Genomic DNA, 18,964 nt, shown 5'->3' on the forward strand with positions numbered 1-18,964 from the left:
CGGAGGCGGCCAGAGCTCCGCCCACGGGCCGCTGCTGCTATCTGCCGCTGCAGAAGGCGGCAAGGGCTCCGCCCACGGGCCGCTGCTGCTATCTGCCGCCGCGGAAGCGGCAAGGGCTCCGCCCATGGCCGGCAGTTGCCGACCGATCGGGCGGGCGAACCGTCCGCTACTTGCGGCTCACCCTGGCGGGGCCGGTGGATTCTCCCGGAACGAGCGCGGCGGGCAACTTGATTTTGTTGGCCGCCGGCCGGTTCTCGAGCAGTGCCAGCACGTTCTCTACGGCCAGCTTGCCCATGTCTTCTTCGCTTTGGCGCATATGGGTGAAAGCATACCCTTCGCCGATGCGAAACTGCGGGCTGTCGAAGCAGATGATCGACACGTCCTCGGGAATACGAAGCCCGAGCCGTGTCACGGCGGCTTTGGCCAGCAGCGCAATGTTGTACTCGATGGCGAAAAACGCCGTAATCGACGGATGCGCTTGCAAATGCCGCATGATTTTGTCAATGTCCCGCTCGATATTTTCGTCGCTGAACGAGTTCGGCAGAGTGGAGGTCAGATCGCTGATCCATAGCTCCCGATCCGCCGCGATGCCGCGGCCGGCGTGCGCCTGCACGAACCCTTCGATCCGTTCCTCGACGGCAGACGTGTCGATCGGTGGCGGGGACAATAACGAAATATGGGCGTGCCCGAGATCGAACAAATACTCCGCCGCCTCCTGCGCCGCCTTCACGTTGTCGGTGCTGATGGAGGCCGCGGCCACGCCCTTCAATTCCCGGTCGATCAGCACCAACGGGAAGCGTTCGATCACCATCTTTAGGATTTCCGCATTGAAATACTCCCCCTGTGCCGGAAATACGATCAATCCGTCCACGCCGAGCCGGAACAGCTTGCGAATCGTCTCCTCCTCGTTCTCTTGGATGCCGAAAGTCCGCTTCAGGACGAGATAACATTCCTGCTCCCGCGCGGCATCCTCCATGCCGTAGATTAGCCGGGTTCCGTAACTGCCGGCGAAATCCGTCAACACGACGCCGATCAGCTTCCCGGCGACTTCCCGGCCCGCACCGGTTCCGCCGTATGCTCCCTCCTGCCGGCCCTGTTCCGCCACGCCTCTCCCATCAGCCTCCGGTTCGGCGACAAACGAGCCGCGGCCCGGCTTTCGCACGATGATGTGCTCGGCCGCCAGCATTTCGAGCGCTCTTTTGCTCGTAATCCGGCTCACCCCATACTCGTCGGCCAACTCCTTCTCCGACGGAATCCGGTCGCCGGGCTTATAGCTTTGCTCCAGGATTTGCCGCTTCACATCATCGAAGATTTTCTCGTACATCGGTTTGGACGAGGTGCTTTCACTCATGACGTTCCTCCCGCGTTTCCTCACTAAAAAGGACATGATATATATTATAATATATCATGATATATATCGATTGTCGAACCATGTTTGATTCTGCCTGCGAAACCGTTGCCCCCAGGGTATCAGTTGCGGCTCGCCAGGTCTTCCAGCCTCTGGGTCGCGCCCCATTTCGCCTCGCCTAAAGCGGCGGCATTCACATCCGTACCCAGCCATAGGGAACGTTAAATTGCGATTTTAACTTGCCCGGCTTTGGCGTTGTCGTCACATGACCGTAACGGGCGCAATCCGGATCCAGGCCCAGCGGGCCAAACGAACCTAAGCCGAACACTTCCGCGTCTTTATCGGTGAAATAGGCCATATCCCGCTCCAGGGTCGGTTCCGGAAGCTCCGTCGGGAACCGGAAACAAGATGCTGACTTCGATCTCCCCCCCGCTCATTCTTTCTCTGCCGCACACGAACTTCGTTCCGCCGGCTTCAATCGCTCCGCTCCGCATATGAATCTCCTCCTTCAAACGTTTGAGATATGCTATAATCATAGAACTCAATCGTTATCTATATCATTCTAACCGCGAAAGGAGCAGGATCATGCCTTTCCGTAAAACCAACCGCGCTCAATACATGCTCGCGGAGCCCGATAGCCGCGGTTCTGTCCCCTCTCCACCGAACTTATCCCGGCCATCGCATAAGATCGGCTTTATCATTCTGGCCGCCCTGATGCTAATGTCCTGCGTAAGCGCGGCCGACACGGGGGATACCGCTGCTGCCTCCAAGCCAACCGAGCCACCGCCCTCCTCCTCCAATGCCGCCGGAGTCGTCAAGAAATATCAACTGCCCAAAGGGAAGGGCTTCGTTTACCTCGACGAGGTGATCCCGGACGCCGTCTACGATCTCCGCTATTATACCGGCGACAACTTCATCGGGGAACGGATCGACGGATATAACGCTCCGTTCGCCATCCTGACCTTGCGGGCGGCCCGCGCTTTGAACAAGGTCAACGAAGACGTCAAAAGCCAAGGCTACCGTCTAAAAATCATCGACGCCTACCGTCCGCAAAAAGCGGTCGATCATTTCGCCCGATGGTCCAAGGATCCGCTCGATACCGAGATGAAGGAACTTTTTTATCCCGGCGTGGACAAGAAAAATCTATTCAAACAAGGCTACTTGTCCTCCAAATCCGGCCATTCCCGCGGCAGCACGGTGGATCTTACCCTGGTTTACAAGAAGACCGGCGAAGAGGTGGACATGGGCAGCCGGGTCGATTTCCTCGGCCCGATTTCCGCGCATGGCGCAAAGGGGCTCACTAAGGCGCAGCGTACGGCCCGCCATATCCTCAAGACGGCGATGGTAAAGCAGGGTTTCAAGCCATACGCCAAGGAATGGTGGCATTATACGCTGAAGGATGAGCCGTATCCTTCGACTTATTTCGATTTTGACGTGGAATAACTCTGGCAGGGCTCACCACTTCAACCGGTAGATCCCCTTGTTCTCCAGGCCCCGAATCAGCGGCGTCCAGGCTTCGGACTCCGGCGTCGTAGCGAGCGCGTCCTCCACCATCTGCAGCTTGGCGTCCAGCGCATCGATATGGTGCAGGGCGACCGCTTCCGGCGTCTGAGGCTGCACCGGGCTGCCCCATTCCCCCAAGTTGTGGTGGGACAGCACCAAATGCTGCAGCCCCAGCACCTTCGGCGAATCGAGCGGGATGCTAAGCCGGATCGCCGCTTCAGTCACCCACTGCGAAGCCATGGAGATATGGCCGAGCAGCTTGCCCGGCGTGCTGTACTCGGACACGATGCCCAATTCGGCCACCATTTCCTCCGGCTTGGCGATATCGTGCAGAATGATGCCCGCCTTCAGCAGGTCCGGGTTTAGAAACGAACGCTGCCCGCACAAGAAATCCCCGATTTCCAGCATCCGCACCATATGGTAAGCCAACCCGCCGAAATAAGCGTGATGATGCGTTTTGGCCGCCGGATAATGGGCCAGCTTCTCCTCCACCTTGCCGACGCAATACCGGACGATCGCCTGGATCTCCTCATCGGCGATATCGCTGATTACGCCTTGGATCGTATGGATCAATGCTTCCGACGAAATCGGCGCGGAACGGATAAATTCGGTTAATCTCACACCGTCTTCCGGCTTGGCCGGCCGGATTTGCAGCACCTTGACCTGCAGCTTCTCCCGGTAAGTCTGGACTAGCCCCCGCACCTTCACGAGTCCCATCGGAAAAAACGTCTCTTTGTCGGTCGGCGAAGCATCCCAAAATTTGGCCGGCATCTCCCCGGTCGCATCGCACAACACGATATCCAAATAATCCTTCGGCGGATTGGCGTTCGTCTGCTTCACCTCCAGTTCCTTGAGCAGATAAAAGCCCACAAACTCATCTTGGTTTTTTAATTGGTTAATTTGCGTCACCCATAATTCCTCCAAATCCATGATAGACCCATTATACTATGTGACCGCCGAAACCTCAGCGCCTTTTCTCCTCCGCCCGCCCCTCTCATTGCAAAAAAAGAACGCCTCCCCGTGACGGACCACGGAGCCAGCGCCCAATAGCTAACGTAAATTACGATTCTCGTGTCGATTTCGTTTCCTCGATCAGCATGGAGCATAATGCCCGCGGCAGCAGCTCCAGCGAGACCTGCTTCTCCACCGCGCCCAATTCGTAAGCGACCTTGGGCATGCCGTACACCACCGATGAAGCCTCATTTTGCCCCAACGTCCGAGCCCCCTTGCGGCGCATCGAGAGCAGACCTTTCGCTCCGTCATACCCCATGCCGGTTAAAATAACGCCGACAGCCCGCGAACCGCATTCCTTGGCGACCGATTCGAACAGAATGTCGATCGACGGGCAATGCCCGTTCAGCTTGTCGCCTTCAAAGCAGTCGACCCGGTAGCGGCCGTCCGCCTTGCGCAGCCGCATATGACGGTCGCCCGGAGCGATCAGCACTTTGCCCGGCTCCACGATATCGCCTGAAGCCGCTTCCTTTACGGTAAAGGAAGTACTTTGATTCAAGCGGTCCGCAAACATCCGCGAAAATACGGGCGGAATATGTTGAACGATCACGATCCCGGGAAACGACGAGGGCAACCTGCCTAGCAGATAAGAGATCGCTTCGGTCCCCCCGGTGGACGCGCCGATGGCAACGACCCCGCCGGCTTGAAATGGGCGCTCCGGAACCGGCAACCCCCCGGATCTCCGCTCCCCGTGATCTCTGACGGGCGCCACGTTCGTCTTGGCGGCCATCTTCACCTTATCGATCAGGTCGCGGATGAACCCTTCAACACTTCTGGGCGACTTTGGATCCGGCTTGCACACGAAGTCGACCGCCCCCGCCTCCATGGCGTCGAAGACGGCATCGCTGATCGTGCTTACGACAATGACCGGGAGCCTATATTGCGGAAGCAGGCGGCGGAGAAATTCGATTCCGTTCATTTTCGGCATCTCCACGTCGCAGATCATCACGTCCGGATGAAACCGCAGGATTTGATCCCGGGCATCAAACGGATCCTTCGCTTTGCCGACGATTTCGATGGCCGGATCCGAGGACAGCCCCAAAGCCAATACCTCGCGGTACATCATGGAATCGTCGACGATCAACACGCGTAATGTCAAGTGGTCTCCCATAGGCTCTCCCCCCTCGGTATCCCGTTACTCCTTCCGGTATATCGCCGGCTTGACGTATTTGAACGGCGTCGTTTCCCGCTGCAGCGATTCGGAATGGCCAATGAACAAATACCCTCCGATCTCCAAATGCTTGTAGAACTTGTCCACCAGCGCTTCCTTCGTGGGATTGTCGAAGTAAATCATGACATTCCGGCAGAAAATCACGTGGAATTTGCGCCTGAACGGAAACGTAGGTTCCATCAAATTGAATTTCCGGAAAATCACTTCCCGCTTGAGCTTGTCGTTGACCGTGAAATGGTCGCGTTCCCGAACGTTGAAGTACTTCAATCGCCAAGAGGAAGGCAAGGCCGATAAGTCTTCCGCCCCATACTCACCCTGCTGCGCTTTGGCCAAAATTTCCGCAGAAATGTCCGTTGCCAGCACTTTGGCATCCCATAGCGGTTTGCCCGCGCCGAAGTATTCGTCCAGTAGCATCGCCAGCGTGTAAGGCTCTTGGCCCGAGGAGCAGCCCGCGCTCCAGATTCGCAAATCCCGGTCTTTCACCACCGCTTCCAAATACGGCAGGACGCGGTCGCGCAAAAACTCGAAATGATCATACTCCCGCATAAAAAACGTATGGTTGGTCGTAATTTTGTCCACCAGCGTCATCACGGCTTCTCCGGTACGATCCGAAACGACATATTGAAAATATTCCTTAAAGCTGGTGAAGCGTTTGCTGACAAGAACCTGGTGCAGCCTCCCCATCACCAGCGCGCGTTTCTCTTCCTTCAAATAAATCCCGTAATAGTGGCGGATATAATCCGATAACTGACGAAACTCCTCGTTCGTAATGGTGATCATGGCTTAATACTTTCCGAACTCCGAGTCGCTGAGCAAAATTTTCGGATTGCCGGCTCCAGGGCCAAACTCGGTTTTCCGCGATTCATTCATTTGTTCCAATACGCGCAGCACCTCGGGATTCATTTCCTCCCGGCTGGCATAATCGTTATAACTGCTGCGCTTCAACTTAAACCGCGCCACCTGTTGCTTCAACAGCCCCGCTTGGCTCGACAGTTCTTCGCTGGCCGCGGCGCTTTCCTCCGAAGTGGCGGAATTGGTCTGAATGACTTGGGAAACCTGAGATATCCCTTGATTAATTTGCGTAATCGCAGCCGCCTGTTCCGTGGAAGCCAGGGCAATTTCGCCGACCAGGCTGGCTACCCGTTCGATGTCGCCGACGATCGATTTCAGCGCTTCGGCCGTTTGGTCGGCGATTCGCGTGCCTTCCTGCACCTTGTTGATCGAGCCTTCGATCATATCGGTCGTCTCTTTGGCCGCGTTTGCCGAGCGGGCCGCCAGATTGCGGACCTCCTCGGCGACGACGGCGAAGCCTTTGCCGTGCTGCCCCGCCCGCGCGGCTTCCACCGCGGCATTCAGAGCCAGGATGTTCGTCTGGAACGCGATTTCGTCGATAACCTTGATGATCTTGGAAATGCTGCTGGACGCCTCATTGATTTCACGCATCGCTCCCAGCATATCTTTCATCTGCTCGTTGCCCTGCAGCGCGCTTTGCTTGGAATCGGCCGCCAATTGATTCGCTTCATTGGCGTTTTGCGCATTCAGCTTCGTCTGCGTGGAGATTTCCTCCAGGGAGGCGGTAAGCTGCTCGACGGAGCTGGCTTGTTCGGTAGCGCCTTGAGATAACGCGATGCTGGAATCGGACACCTGTTTCGAACCGGAAGCCACTTGGTCCGCCGCCGTATTGATGCTGGACAAGATCTCGTTGTTGCGTTCGACCATCTCCTGCAGCTTGATCCCCATCAGGTCATGTTCCGATCTTACCTTCACCTGAACGGTTAAATCGCCGTTAGCTACCTGTTCGACGACCCGCGCTTGGTCGCGAATGCTGGTGATCATGCGGGAGAAGGCTTGCATCAACTGACCGACTTCGTCTTGACTGTTCGTATCCACGCTGACGTTGACATCGCCGAGCGACAACGCTTCAGCCGCTTTCGACAGCTTGCCGATCGGCTTCGTGATGCTCAGGACGATCAGAAAGGCAAGGCCGATAGCGATCAGCGTGATGACGATAATGATGGTGATCAGGACCGTGATGGTGTCGGCGTACGTTTTATCGCCGTCATCGCTCGCATTTTGCGAACTCGTCTGATTGAATTTCACCAGTTCGAGCAAGGCATTCGTGGCCTGATCAAACTCCGATTTCGATTGCCCGCGCATAAGTTCCATCGCGGCGTCGCTCTTATGCTGATCAACAAGCCCGATGATCTGCTGACTCAGTTGCATGTATCCGATCCATCTCTCTTTAAACGTATCAAACAACTGTTTGTCCTGACCGGCTTTCGCCCTTTGTTCATAACCGTTGATCAGTTGCTGCATTTTCCCGTTTTCCGTGTCTAAACGATCTTTCATGTCTTTGAGATCCTGCGGGTCGCTCACCGCCAGAATAATTCGCAGCTCCGTGATTCGGTAATCGGAGATCAGCGTATTCATGGAATGCGCCAAATCCATAGAGGGAAGCCAGTCCCGGGTGATGACCGTGGATTGAAGATTGACCCGGTCGACCGAGTTGATCGAATACATTCCAAGGCCGGCCAGAGAAAGAACCATAAGGCTAAAAGACAGGATAAGTCTTGCTTTGATCGTCAGCTTCATCATTTTCCATAACCCCCGTTGTCGTTTTCGCTTACAGTTGACTTAAACTTTCGGCTTCATCATGGTGCAGCAGCTTGTCACCGTCCAGCAGCAGCTTGACTTCGCCGCCCACTCTTCCGACCCCTTTAATAAAACCTTGCTGGCTGCCGTTTTTGATTTCCGGCGGAGGAACGATATCCTCCTCCGCAATCGTTGCGACCTCGGCCACGCTGTCGACGATAAGTCCGATCGAAATGTCCTTCATGTCCACGACCACGATGCATGTCCGATCATTGTACTCGCGGAACGGCTTCTTGAAGCGCAGCCGCACATCCATAACCGGAATGATTTTGCCGCGCAAATTAATGATTCCGCGAATATGCTCGGGGAGTTCAGGCACCTCCGTAATGGCCTGAATTCCGATGATTTCCGTGACATACCGGATTTCGATGCCGTATACGTCGGTTCCAATCAGAAAAGTAAGGAACTTTCCCGACTGCGTATCGTCCTCTTGCTCTGTTTGCAACTGTGCGTTTGGGTCTGTCATGGCCTCGTTCTCTCCTTTATTTTTTTAGGATGTAAGAGCAAGTCCGCCAACGTCGAGGATGAGGCTGATGCTTCCGTCCCCAAGCATCGTGCAGCCTGCCAACCCCCGAATGTTGCGGATTTTGCGGATGTAGGACGGCAGGCTTTTCACGACGACCTGCTGTTGACCGAGCAATTCGTCGGCAAAGATGCAGAAGGTCCGATGATCCTGCTCCACCATGATCAAAATGCCTTCCTCCATATCCGTAACGTCGGTCGTGACTTGAAATCGTTCGTACAAGCGGAGTACGGCGTAACACTGCCCCCGCACCATCACCATTTCGTTTCCTTCGGGATCGACCACGACGCTGCTTCGATCAGGCCGGAACGACTCCTTGATCGCCGTGGTCGGGATCGTATATCGGGACCTTCCAACCTTGACGTTCATCCCGTCAATAATCGCCAACGTCAGCGGGATGCGAATCGTGATCGTCGTTCCCTCGCCTGCGGCGCTGTCGACGGAAACGCTGCCGCCAACGCTTTCGATATTCCTCAGCACGACGTCCATGCCGACACCGCGGCCACTGAATTCGGTAATGACCTCCTTGGTTGAAAACCCCGGCAAAAAAATCAGATTATAGATGTCGCGATCGCTCATCTCCGCTTCTTCCCGAAAGATCAAGCGGCGCTCCCGGGCCCGTTGTAGGATTTTCTCCCGGTTTAATCCGCGACCGTCGTCGCGAACGAGGATCAGCACCTCGCCGCCGACGTTTTTGGCTTCGAGCGTCAGCGTGGCAGTCTCGTTCTTCCCGGCAGCAGCCCGCTCGTCCGGGACCTCGATGCCATGATCGATGGCGTTGCGTACCAGGTGCATGATCGGATCCGAGATATGCTCGATAATATTCTTGTCGACTTCCGTATCCTCGCCGACCAGTTGGAGCCGTACGAGCTTCTCCTGCTTCCTGCACATATCCCGGACGATGCGGTGCATTTTCTGAAACGTGTTCACCAGCGGAACCATCCGGATGGACATGACCTTATCCTGAATTTCTCCGGTAATTTTGCGCAGTTGCCGCGCCGCTTTCCGGAACTGTTCCAGCTCAAGGCCCGCCAATTCGGGATTTTGCGTGACCATCGATTCGGCGATAACCAATTCCCCAACCAGGTCCATCAACTCGTCCAGCTTGGTCAAATTTACGCTGATGAAACTGGACTGCTGCGTAGTTGCGGTCGAAACGGGCGGCTTGGCCAGCGATTGCGACTCCTCCGGCGGAAACGACGCGACGCCGGAGGCTCCGGGGGACGGCCGCTCTTCGACAAGCGGCGGTTCGATTGCGGAGTTGCTCTCAAGAATAACCTCCGGCATGGAATCCGCCAGGAGCGCGGGTTTCCGGCAAGTCCCCGCGGGCTGTATACTCGCTGATCTCAAGATGTTTGAGACAAGGAGCTTGCGAAAGATAGGCGGTGATGGTTTCGGCGCTTTCCCCGTTGCGGAAAAACAACTGAAACCCCTGCTCCTTGATGATTCCTGCGGAGTCCAGGTTGCTTTCAATGTCATCAGGCCAGTAGCTGAAATGCTCGGTCCACTCCTTCAGACTATGGACCACCTGGTATGCACGTACATTTTCCATATTGTAGTCGTCGTCGAAGAACAGGACTGCTTTCAAGCGGGCACCATGTGCGGCGAGGGCGGTACTCTCGTCCAGGCTCCCGCTGTCGGCTTGTTTGGAGACGGGAGCGTCCCGCCCGCCGTCATGCCGGTGCTTAAGCTCTTCCAAGTGGTGGCGGATGCTGCCCATCAGCGGCGCACAATCGCCGTCGGGCGAATCGCCCTGCCTGATCTTATAAAGCTCAAGCTTGATAGAGTCCCCACCTTGGAGCACCAAATCGGATAATGCCGAATAATCGGTTACTCGGGGTTGATGTTCGCGGATATAAGCAAACAGATCCTCGATGACGTGAGACAATGCCGCAATATTGTCGAAGCCCATCATCGTGGAAGAACCTTTGATCGTATGCATGATACGGAAGATGACATCGATCGCGGCGGAGGAAAACGCATTCGCTTCCTCGCATTCCAAAATGCACTGCTCCAGCTGTTCCAGCAGTTGCGAATTCTCGTGAAGATATATCTCCAATAAAGGATCCGAAGCACCAAATTCTCCCATGATATGTTCTCCCCGTCACATCAATTTTCGACAATTTTACTTATTATTCGACAAATTCTTCGTACAAAAAAACTCTTTCTCGAGAAAGCTGCATTTTCGAAGAAAGAGAACTGTTTGAAAGATAGAATCGCATCCACAAGTTACCATGAAACCCGGCTGCCCTGGTAACGGTTACGTTAGGCCCGTGGCTTTGCGTCCTTGACTTTCGGCAAGTTTGCCCTTCTAGTAAAATTGCTATTTTTTAGTTAATTTATACTAGCATGCAAGGACAGAAGTTGTAAACTAGGAATTTTAAATTTCTCCATGCGCACGAACAAAAGCCCCCTCGAACGATTCGAGGGGGCTTTACGCACCAAGCCTTTAGGCTTGCCAAATCCGGCAAAAGCGATTATCTGCCGGCGTTCTCCAGCGCATTCTTCACGGCGTCCACCACTTGGGCAGAAACGGCTTTCATGCCCTCCGTATCGCCGAAGGCTGCCGGACGATACCCGTATTTATGCAAGGCTCCTTCGGCAGTCGGCGTTTCGAACTCCGTCTTGACGGCTTTCTCGTCGACGGTCAATTGATCTTCCGTCTTGATTTTCCCGTTCGCGTCAAGATAGAACACTTCCATTTTGAACGGCACGTTGTTTTGCACCGTTACCATAACGTAAACGGATTTGTCTTTGTTGATCCCGGCAAAAATGCCATTGATGTAGGCTGTTTTGTACGACTCGTTGATTTCTGCCTTCTTATAAGCATTTTCGACGGCCGTTTTCAAAGCGGTACTGCTGCTGGTTGCGCCGGATACCACATCGACCTTCGCCGCTTGCTCTCTCGTTCCGGCAAACAGCAGATCGCGGGTCAAGATCGGGATCGCTCTGATAACCTCAGGATAAGCTGAATCTCCGCGGTCAATCATATTTACCCCAACGCGATACAGCTTCAGACCAACGATGACGCCGTTGCGTAACGTAACGTCGGCACGGTTCGTCCCTTTGTCATAAGCGTCGCCAAAGGCGGTGTAGGTGCCGTCTTTGTAAGTACCTTGCGTTGTTGACGCGTTGTTCAGCAGGTCGGCAAATGCCGCTCTGGCCGCGAGGGACAAGTCCTCTTGAAGTACGATCGGCGTCATGTTCACGCCTTTTTGGGTCAAGCCTTCGTTCAGTTGAGCAACAACGGTTTGTTGCTCTTCCGTCAGCTTGTCGGCTGCGATCAATTTACCATCTGCACCAAACAGATGTACATTTACGTTCGAAACTTGGTCCGCCTTGATGTCGGCCAGAACCAGCAGTTTGGACAGGTTGTCGACACCGGCGAAGGTGCCTTCAAAATATTTCGCTTTGCCCGACACTTTCAACGCTTTTTCAAAAGCTCTTTCCACGGCCACGTTCCAGCTGTGGCTACTTTCGGTTGCGCCGGCAATCGCGTCGACGCCGTCGCTGAAGTTCTCGATGTACGAGCCGTTGGCGAGCAGTTTCGCCGTCATCGGAGCATTGGCTTTCACCACATCGGCATATGCCGTGTCGCCCCGATCGATCAGGTTGGAGCCCAGTCTGTACAGCTTCAGGTCAACCAGCTTGCCGTTGCGGATGTAGACGTCGGCTCGCTCCACGCCTTTATCGCGCGCTGCGCCGTAAGCGGAATAGAACCCGTCGATGTATTTCGAATCGTTGTTTACTTTCGCATTTTGCTCCGCGTCCCAATAAGCGTTCACAGCCGCCTTAAACTCGGCTTCCTGGCCTTTGGGTCCTACGGCGTCCGTCCCTTTCGCCAGCAGCTCGGCAGCGATGGATTTCACCAATGCGGCTTGCTCTTCGGTCAGGTTCGCTTCTTCGACGGCATTGCCGCTGGCGTCAAGCGCATACAGCTTGACGGCCGTACGCTTCGTCGCGTCGAACGTAACGAAGATCATATATTTACCTTCCGGATCAACGCCCATGTGCTCGCCGGCAAAATAGGTTACGCCCTGCGGTTTCTCTTTCAACGCTCTTTGGAAAGCGCGATCGACGGACAGCTTCCAGCCGTCGCACGAACGGGTCGCGCCGGACACAACGTCCACTTTGGCTGCCTGCTCCTGCGTTTTGCCAAGCAGGTTGGTCTTCATCGTCTCATAAGCATTCCAGAGACCGCTGTAATTGTTGCGGACATCTCTATCGATCAGCTTAGGGCTCGTTCTGAGCAATTCGATCGCAGCGACCTTGCCGTCCTTGATCGTGACTTTTGCTCCTTCGGTCCCTTTAGAATAAGCGTTTCCATAAGTGACGTACACACCGTCGGCATAAGGATTCTCTACCGGTTTAACAACCGGAGCGGTTGTTTTGGCAGGCGTTGTCGTTTTGCTGGGTGTTGTTGTTTTGCTGGGTGTTGTTTTCTTGCTGGGTGTTGTCGTTTTGTTAGGTGTTGTTTTCTTGCTTGGGGTCGTTGTTTTGCTTGGCGTAGTCGTCTTGCTTGGCGTCGTTGTTTTGCTTGGCGTAGTCGTCTTGCTTGGCGTTTCTTTGACTGGCGTTTCCGTTTCCGATGCGGCGGATACCACGTCAATGCCGGTCAGTTTGTAACCGGATACACCGACAGTAAGCGACAAGGATGATAATACCAATGTTGCGCTTACCGTTAGGCTAATCAGCTTTTTCAAATGCGATCCTCTCCCTTGTGAATTTCACCAAGCTATGTAAATTACATAACCTGCTTCTTCTTGATGATATCGTCTCTTTGTTTTTCGACTGTGCTCGGAAACGATACACCGCCTTCCAAGCGACCCACGCCCCTCCCTCTTGCACGATGTCTATCCCGAAAACCGCACCCCACATCATCGTGAATGATTTCACATAACAGAGCAACAAAAGCTGCGCGGTTTCCATTAGATACTAGGTAATTTGGCGCAAAAAAGCTGTACGCAAAATCACACAGCCTGAAATATTTGTCACTCCATCTATGGGAATACGCAGAAAAACAGCCGCCGGAACGATCCGGCGGCTGGCGCATGATACGTCGTCCTACCGAACGCTGCCGATGGCCATCCACGTCACAAACCCGTAGTTGACGCTGCTATCCTTAAGTTTGGAGATCGCGATTACGGCCGATTCGGGCGACTGCTCCTTCAGCGAGGCGTAATACGCGGAGTGATTGGTCATGACAACGATGACGTAGTCGGATGAATCGAACGGAGCGTCGAAAGCGATCGTGATCGTTGTCTCCTCCTCATGGCCCTGCAGCAAAAATGCGGACATGCCGAACTGCAGCTGTGCCGGCTGGCCCGGCAGGGTTTGAACCGGAGTGAAGCTTAACTGCCGCACCCCGACGGCGCCCGGCTGCAGATGGCGGGTACCGACGGCTTCGTCGGTCAGTTGGCTGCTCCCGACCGCATCCGCTGCGAGGTGGACGTTCCCTACGGCAGCTGCCTGCAGATGATCGGCCCCCACGGCGCCCTCGGCCAATGTTCCGGCATCCACCGCGCCCGGCTGCAGATGCCCCCGGCCGATAGCGGACGGGCGGATGTCCTTGCCGCCGACGCCATCCTCGGGCAGAAGGCCGCGCTGCTGAATTTCAGAAGACAAATGCCATACGTTTACCGCTTCGAGCGAGATATGGTGGGCATGAACCGCCGCATCGCTCAGATGCCGGGACTCCACGCTGTCCGCCGCCAAATTTGCCGCTTGCACCACGTCTGCACTCAAGTGCCGGCTTTGCACGGCCTCCTCCGCCAGATGTTCGCTTTGCACGGAACCCCTCTGCAAATGGCGCGAGTCGACCGCGCCTTCGCCGAGGTGGTGTTCCGACACGCTGCCTTCCGCCAAATGCCCGCCTTGCACCGCACGAGGAGCCAGGTTCCGGCCCTGGACGGACGCCTCCGCCAGATGGCCGTTTCGTACGGAACCCGCCTGCAAATGACCGCTTCCGACCGCCGCATCGCCGAGCGCTTCGGCACCGACCGCGCCGGCCTGCAGATGCCGGCTTGCGATGGACGCCGGTTGCAGGGCTTCCCCGCCGACGCCGCCGGCGGGCAGCAGCCCGCTTTGCCGCAGCGCGGGGGTCAAATGTGTGGCATTGATCGATTCGGCGGCGATATGATAGGGGCCGATCACCGCTATGCCAAGATGGCGGTCGGTCACGCTGCCTTTGGCCAGATGCTCGCTCTGCACCGCATCTTCAGCCAAGTGTTGGCTTTGTACGGCCTCCTCCGCCAGGTGGCCGCTTTGCACGGAAGCCGCCTGCAAATGGCCGCTTCCGACCGCCGCATCGCCGAGCGCTTCGGCACCGACCGCGCCGGCCTGCAGATGCCGGCCTGAGATGGACGCCGGCCGCAGGGCCTCCCCGCCGACGCCCGCCTCGGGCAGCAGCCCGCTTTGCCGCAGCTCGGCGGACAAATGCGCGGCGTCGATCGCCTCGGCGGCGATATGGCGGGAACCGACCGCCGCGTCGCCGAGGTGGCGCTCCGTCACGCCGCCTTCGGCCAAATGCGCGCCAAGCACTGCGCCTTCGGCCAAGTGCCCGGCAGTTACGGCGCCGGCCCGCAGCGCCCGCGACGTCACCGCCGCGTCGGCCAAATGACCCGATTTGACCGCACCGGACCGCAGATGAGCGGAGGCGACCGCTCCCTCGGCCAGATGCTCCGCCTGCACGGCACCGGCGGCCAACGCCTCGGACCCGACGGCGCCTTCGGCCAAATGTGCGGCGTTCACGGCTTGCGCCGCCAACTTGGATCCGGTCACGCCGCCCTCCGCCAGCTTCGCGGCCGTCACCGACAGATCGCCAAGCTTATCCGTCGTTACGCTTTCCGGCGACAGTTTCAAACCGGTGACCGCATGATCCTGGAGATGCGGCGAAAAGACGACGCCAATGCCCAGATGCTCCTCCCGAACCGCGCCAGCCCCAATCTGGCTGCGGTTGACGGAACCCGGCGCCAGGTGCCGGGCCTGCACAATGCCCAGCCCCAGATGTTCGGCCGTAATTTGCCGTGCGCCGATGGCCGCCTCCGTCACGGCCCCCGGAGCGATCGCCCGGCTCGTCACGCTGTCTTGCTCCAGTTTGTCGGCCGTGACGCTCCCCGGCTGCAGGTGGTCCGCCGCAACGGCCCCTTCCGCCAGGTGCTCCGCGGTCACCTCGGCGACCGCCAGCTTCTCGCCGGTCACCGCGGAGTCGGCCAAATGCCATTCCTGTACCGCCTCCGCCGCAAGGTGACCGCTTTGCACAGCTCCTTCGGTCAGATGCCAACCTGCAACCGCGCCTCGGGCAAGCTGCGCCGATTGGACAGCGCCTTTGGCCAGATGTCGGGCCAATACGGCTTCATCGGCGATTTTGCCCGGCAGTACGCTTTGATCGGCGATTTTGGACGATGTCACCGCTTGTTCGACGATGTGCGACGTACCAACGGATTGGTCGGCCAGCTTCGTGGCGGGGATCGATTTATCGGCGAGATGCCGCGCGAAAATTTCCCCGTTCGCTAGCTGCTCCTGACCGATACTGCCCGGCTGTACATGCCCGCTGCCAACCGCCCCGGGCGCGAGGTGGCGGGATTCGATCACCGCATCGCCCAAATGGGCCGGCTTAACGCTTCCCTCCTGCAATTGCTCCGCGCCGACGCTGGACCAGGCCAATTGCTCCTGACCGATTAATCCGGGAGCCAAGTGGCGCGGACTAATGATTTGATCTGTCAGATGGCGGCTTTCCACTGTTCCGTCCGCCAATTTGTCCCCCGTCACGGAGCCGTCGCGCAGCTTGGACGTTGTCACGGAGGCGTCCCCCAGCTTGGAATTGTCGATCGCTCCGTTGGCCAAATGCTGCGCTTTCACGGCTCCGCTGCGGATTTTCTCCTCCGATACGGCTTGATCCTGCAGCAGTTCGGACGTCACGATCCACTCCGCCAGATGGCGGCTCTCTACCGCCCCCTCCGCCAGCTTCTCTCCGGTGATCGCCCGATCGGCCAGCTTCTCCGGCGTCACGCTGCCATCCGCCAGTTTCTCCCCGCCGATGGAATGGTCCCGGATCGCCCGTCCTTCAATCGCACCGTCCACCAAATGGCTGCCGTTCACCGACAAAGGCGCAATTTTGCCCGAGGTTACCGCCCGGTCGGCCAGCTTGATGTTCTCCACCGCGTAGTCGGCGATCCAAGCCGAGCCAATGGCCCCCCGCATGATCCGCGAGGCGTCGATCGTGAACGGGGCGATTTTCTCCCGGGTTACGGCCTCATCGATGATATCGTCGGTATAAATGATGCCTTGCTCCTGGTAGGGTGCGGTTTTTTCGATCAACAACTCCTGAAGGGCCCGGCTGCCGTCAACCGTCTTCGGCTCCGGCTCCGCCTCAGGCGTTGCCGCCGCCGTGTTCTCCTCGCCATGAGCCGGAAGTACGGGCGCTGCGGTTTCATGAAGCCGAAGCTCCTTGTCCCCGGATGACGCCTGAATCTTTCGTTCCTCCAACAGCTTTAATTCGTTCATTTCCGGATTATCTACGTAATAGAGCGATTTCCTCGCTCTGCCGGATTTCGCAGGTTTTTGTCTTTTCAAGAGCCGCCCTCTCCTTTGCTAAAGATGATCATCTTGGGTATCATATGCGGGCGTTTAGGCTCTTGTCACAACGCTTCCGGCTGGGCCGCTCGCAGCCTTTGATTTTACCGTTCGCGGACCCATACCGTCATTTCTCCTGCGCCGCGGTTGGCCCAGGCGTAATAAGGAATAAACTTGACCGCCGCCGGCTTCTCCAGCAGGGGGGACGACGGTCTGTACAACTCGCCGTCCCCCTCCGATCCGGTGAGTCGGACTGCCTCGGCTTGGACGGTGACGAGGCCGCCAAGCAATCCGGTTTCGCGTTCGGCGCGAAGCTCCGCCTCCCGAGGCAGCACCAGCTCGTGCAGATTCGCGCCATTGTCGGCCTGCTCCAGGCAATAAACAAGCGGGCCGCGCTGCAGAGCGACTTTTCCGGCGTTCGCCCGCACGAGCGGGTGGCTGCACATGCGCGTCACCGGCATTGCCAGCTTGAGCTCGACGACATCCCCCTCACTCCACTGCCGTTGCAGCCGGATATATCCGTTCTGGATGAATCCCCCCTCCAGCGCCACAGCCTCCCCGTTCACCTTGAGGCTCGCTTCCGGGCACCAATCCGGCAGCCGCAGCGCCAGCGTAAAGCGTCCCTCACCTTCCGGCGCTACTTCGAAACGCACACGGCCGTTCCAAGGGTAATCCGTCGTTTGCGTCAGCTTCACCTTGCCGCCGCCAACCTGCAATTCGGCTTCCCCGCCAATATAGAGATGGGCATATACCGTGTCGCCTTGGACCGTATAAATATATTCGCCAAGCGATGCCAGCAGCCGGGCGATATTCGGCGGGCAGCAGGCGCATCCGAACCATTCCTGACGGACCGGCTTAATGTGGTCGTATTTGTGATTCGCGCCTCCGCAAGCCTTCGGGTCCACCTCCAGCGGATTCACGTAGAAGAAATGCTTGCCGTCCCGGGCCATCCCGCCGACGACGGTATTGTATAAGGCCCGCTCCATGACGTCGGCATACCTCGACTCCGGCGAAATTCGCAGCATCCGCTGGGCAAAGAAGATCAACCCGATCGATGCGCAGGTCTCCGCATATGCCGTGTCATTCGGCAGATCGTAATCGAACGAAAACGCCTCGCCTTGCGGCATCGAGCCTACCCCGCCGGTAATGTACATCTGTTTGCCGACGATGTTGTCCCACAGCTTGCGGCAGGCCGCCAGCAGCGTCTCATCTCCGGTCAAGCCCGCCACATCGGCCATCCCGGTCAACATGTACAGCAGCCGAACGGCATGGCCCACGGCGGTCTCCTGCTCCCTTACCGGCAGATGTGCTTGATGGTAAGCGAGATCAACGCGCTGGGCATTTCCTCCCCAATGAGATTTGCCGCCGCGACGCTTCAGCTCCTCCTCGAAAAAGGAAGGCTGCTGCCCCCGCTGATCGAGGAAATAGCGGCTCAGGCGCAAGTATCGCTCCTGTCCGGTGGCCTCGTACAGCTTGACGAGCGCCAGCTCGATTTCCTGATGGCCGTCGTAACCGGGGAGCTTGCCGGGTTCCGTGCCAAACACGCTGTCGATGTAATCCGCGAATTTCGCGACCACGTCCAGCAGCTTTCTTTTTCCCGTGGCCCGGTAATAGGCGACTCCCGCTTCGATCAAATGGCCCGCGCAATACAGCTCATGGCAGTCCGTCAGGTTCGTCCAGCGCTTGTCCGGTTCCTTCAGGATAAAATACGTGTTCAAATACCCGTCTTCCCGTTGCGCCTTGGCGATGATGTCGATCACCCCGTCGGCGATGCCCTCAAGCTCCGGGTTTGCATCCGCTTCCAAAAGATAAGCCGCCGCTTCCAGCCATTTGGCCAAATCGCTGTCCTGAAATACAAATCCGTAAAATTCGCCTTGCGACAGGCCCGCGGCAATCCGAAAGTTGCGCACCGCCCCGCTGGGTTCCGCCCCTTCCACCCGGTCGTTTAACGCCTCCCATTGGTAGGGAATGACCACATTCTTGACCAATTCGATATAGTAGCTCCAAAAATCGTCGCGAATCCGTATCCGGTTCAGCGCGACCCTCTCCGAACGCGGCATTTGCCCGGCTATGTCCATCGTATAACGTCCTCCTTTTTTGAAAAATCATACTGACAAAACTCATTTTATCTCATATATTTAGATCAAAATACGAATGTCAGCAACCTCAAAGTTATAATATT

General features: G+C 57.0%; 14 protein-coding genes and 1 riboswitch. Of the genes, 1 reads left to right on the forward strand and 13 read right to left on the reverse strand.

Annotated features, from left to right (window positions below; translation table 11 throughout):
• Positions 1 to 166: 166 nt before the first annotated feature.
• The 3 genes from ACZF99_RS18425 to ACZF99_RS18435 form a co-directional block, all read right to left on the reverse strand.
• The gene (locus ACZF99_RS18425) at positions 167 to 1,351 is read right to left on the reverse strand and encodes a GntR family transcriptional regulator (protein WP_483606521.1); all 1,185 of its coding nucleotides are present in this window, start codon (positions 1,349 to 1,351) and stop codon (positions 167 to 169) included.
• Positions 1,352 to 1,541: 190 nt separating this feature from the next.
• Complete coding sequence (locus ACZF99_RS18430) at positions 1,542 to 1,706, reverse strand: hypothetical protein (protein WP_483606522.1); 165 nt, start codon at positions 1,704 to 1,706, stop codon at positions 1,542 to 1,544.
• Entirely contained in the window at positions 1,687 to 1,842 is a 156-nt protein-coding gene (locus ACZF99_RS18435) for a hypothetical protein (RefSeq protein WP_483606523.1), read from the reverse strand. Before ACZF99_RS18435 ends, ACZF99_RS18430 begins: the two co-directional genes overlap by 20 nt.
• Positions 1,843 to 1,933: 91 nt before the next feature.
• Between ACZF99_RS18435 and ACZF99_RS18440 the strand changes: the two genes are divergently transcribed.
• A complete protein-coding gene (locus ACZF99_RS18440) occupies positions 1,934 to 2,791 on the forward strand; it encodes a M15 family metallopeptidase (protein ID WP_483606524.1) in 858 nt (285 codons plus the stop codon).
• A 12-nt stretch (positions 2,792 to 2,803) separates the two neighbouring features.
• Here the strand turns inward: ACZF99_RS18440 and ACZF99_RS18445 are convergent, their stop codons facing one another.
• From ACZF99_RS18445 to ACZF99_RS18490, 10 genes are all read right to left on the reverse strand, one after another.
• Positions 2,804 to 3,760: a 3'-5' exoribonuclease YhaM family protein gene (locus ACZF99_RS18445; RefSeq protein ID WP_483612835.1), complete on the reverse strand. Its 957-nt coding sequence runs from the start codon at positions 3,758 to 3,760 to the stop codon at positions 2,804 to 2,806.
• A gap of 151 nt (positions 3,761 to 3,911) precedes the next feature.
• Complete coding sequence (locus ACZF99_RS18450; RefSeq protein WP_483606525.1) at positions 3,912 to 4,973, reverse strand: protein-glutamate methylesterase/protein-glutamine glutaminase; 1,062 nt, start codon at positions 4,971 to 4,973, stop codon at positions 3,912 to 3,914.
• A 24-nt stretch (positions 4,974 to 4,997) separates the two neighbouring features.
• Positions 4,998 to 5,813, reverse strand: a complete 816-nt coding sequence (locus tag ACZF99_RS18455; protein ID WP_483606526.1) for a CheR family methyltransferase — start codon at positions 5,811 to 5,813, stop codon at positions 4,998 to 5,000.
• Between the two features lie 3 nt (positions 5,814 to 5,816).
• Positions 5,817 to 7,628, reverse strand: a complete 1,812-nt coding sequence (locus tag ACZF99_RS18460) for a methyl-accepting chemotaxis protein (protein ID WP_483606527.1) — start codon at positions 7,626 to 7,628, stop codon at positions 5,817 to 5,819.
• A gap of 28 nt (positions 7,629 to 7,656) precedes the next feature.
• Positions 7,657 to 8,151, reverse strand: a complete 495-nt coding sequence (locus tag ACZF99_RS18465) for a chemotaxis protein CheW (RefSeq protein WP_483606528.1) — start codon at positions 8,149 to 8,151, stop codon at positions 7,657 to 7,659.
• Positions 8,152 to 8,175: 24 nt separating this feature from the next.
• Positions 8,176 to 9,495, reverse strand: coding sequence for a chemotaxis protein CheA (locus ACZF99_RS18470; protein ID WP_483606529.1), 1,320 nt, complete (start codon positions 9,493 to 9,495; stop codon positions 8,176 to 8,178).
• Positions 9,476 to 10,297 carry an Hpt domain-containing protein gene (locus tag ACZF99_RS18475; RefSeq protein WP_483606530.1) on the reverse strand — a complete coding sequence of 274 codons (822 nt, stop codon included), beginning with the start codon at positions 10,295 to 10,297 and terminating at the stop codon, positions 9,476 to 9,478. Before ACZF99_RS18475 ends, ACZF99_RS18470 begins: the two co-directional genes overlap by 20 nt.
• A 143-nt stretch (positions 10,298 to 10,440) precedes the next feature.
• A riboswitch (cyclic di-GMP riboswitch) is annotated at positions 10,441 to 10,526 on the reverse strand.
• A gap of 159 nt (positions 10,527 to 10,685) precedes the next feature.
• A complete protein-coding gene (locus tag ACZF99_RS18480) occupies positions 10,686 to 12,911 on the reverse strand; it encodes an FMN-binding protein (protein WP_483606531.1) in 2,226 nt (741 codons plus the stop codon).
• A gap of 361 nt (positions 12,912 to 13,272) precedes the next feature.
• Entirely contained in the window at positions 13,273 to 16,782 is a 3,510-nt protein-coding gene (locus ACZF99_RS18485) for a WIAG-tail domain (RefSeq protein ID WP_483606532.1), read from the reverse strand.
• A gap of 104 nt (positions 16,783 to 16,886) precedes the next feature.
• Positions 16,887 to 18,860 (reverse strand): glycoside hydrolase family 127 protein, encoded by a 1,974-nt coding sequence (locus ACZF99_RS18490; protein WP_483606533.1) that lies wholly within the window; start codon positions 18,858 to 18,860, stop codon positions 16,887 to 16,889.
• Positions 18,861 to 18,964: the final 104 nt, after the last annotated feature.

Source organism: Paenibacillus sp. JL3B1040, from assembly GCF_057063165.1.

Coding starts and splice junctions, on each gene's coding strand:
- ACZF99_RS18425 (WP_483606521.1), bottom strand. CDS start 1,351: ATGAGTGAAAGCACCTCGTCCAAACCGATGTACGAGAAAATCTTCGAT.
- ACZF99_RS18430 (WP_483606522.1), bottom strand. CDS start 1,706: ATGGCCTATTTCACCGATAAAGACGCGGAAGTGTTCGGCTTAGGTTCG.
- ACZF99_RS18435 (WP_483606523.1), bottom strand. CDS start 1,842: ATGCGGAGCGGAGCGATTGAAGCCGGCGGAACGAAGTTCGTGTGCGGC.
- ACZF99_RS18440 (WP_483606524.1), top strand. CDS start 1,934: ATGCCTTTCCGTAAAACCAACCGCGCTCAATACATGCTCGCGGAGCCC.
- ACZF99_RS18450 (WP_483606525.1), bottom strand. CDS start 4,973: ATGGGAGACCACTTGACATTACGCGTGTTGATCGTCGACGATTCCATG.
- ACZF99_RS18455 (WP_483606526.1), bottom strand. CDS start 5,813: ATGATCACCATTACGAACGAGGAGTTTCGTCAGTTATCGGATTATATC.
- ACZF99_RS18460 (WP_483606527.1), bottom strand. CDS start 7,628: ATGATGAAGCTGACGATCAAAGCAAGACTTATCCTGTCTTTTAGCCTT.
- ACZF99_RS18465 (WP_483606528.1), bottom strand. CDS start 8,151: ATGACAGACCCAAACGCACAGTTGCAAACAGAGCAAGAGGACGATACG.
- ACZF99_RS18470 (WP_483606529.1), bottom strand. CDS start 9,495: ATGCCGGAGGTTATTCTTGAGAGCAACTCCGCAATCGAACCGCCGCTT.
- ACZF99_RS18475 (WP_483606530.1), bottom strand. CDS start 10,297: ATGGGAGAATTTGGTGCTTCGGATCCTTTATTGGAGATATATCTTCAC.
- ACZF99_RS18490 (WP_483606533.1), bottom strand. CDS start 18,860: ATGGACATAGCCGGGCAAATGCCGCGTTCGGAGAGGGTCGCGCTGAAC.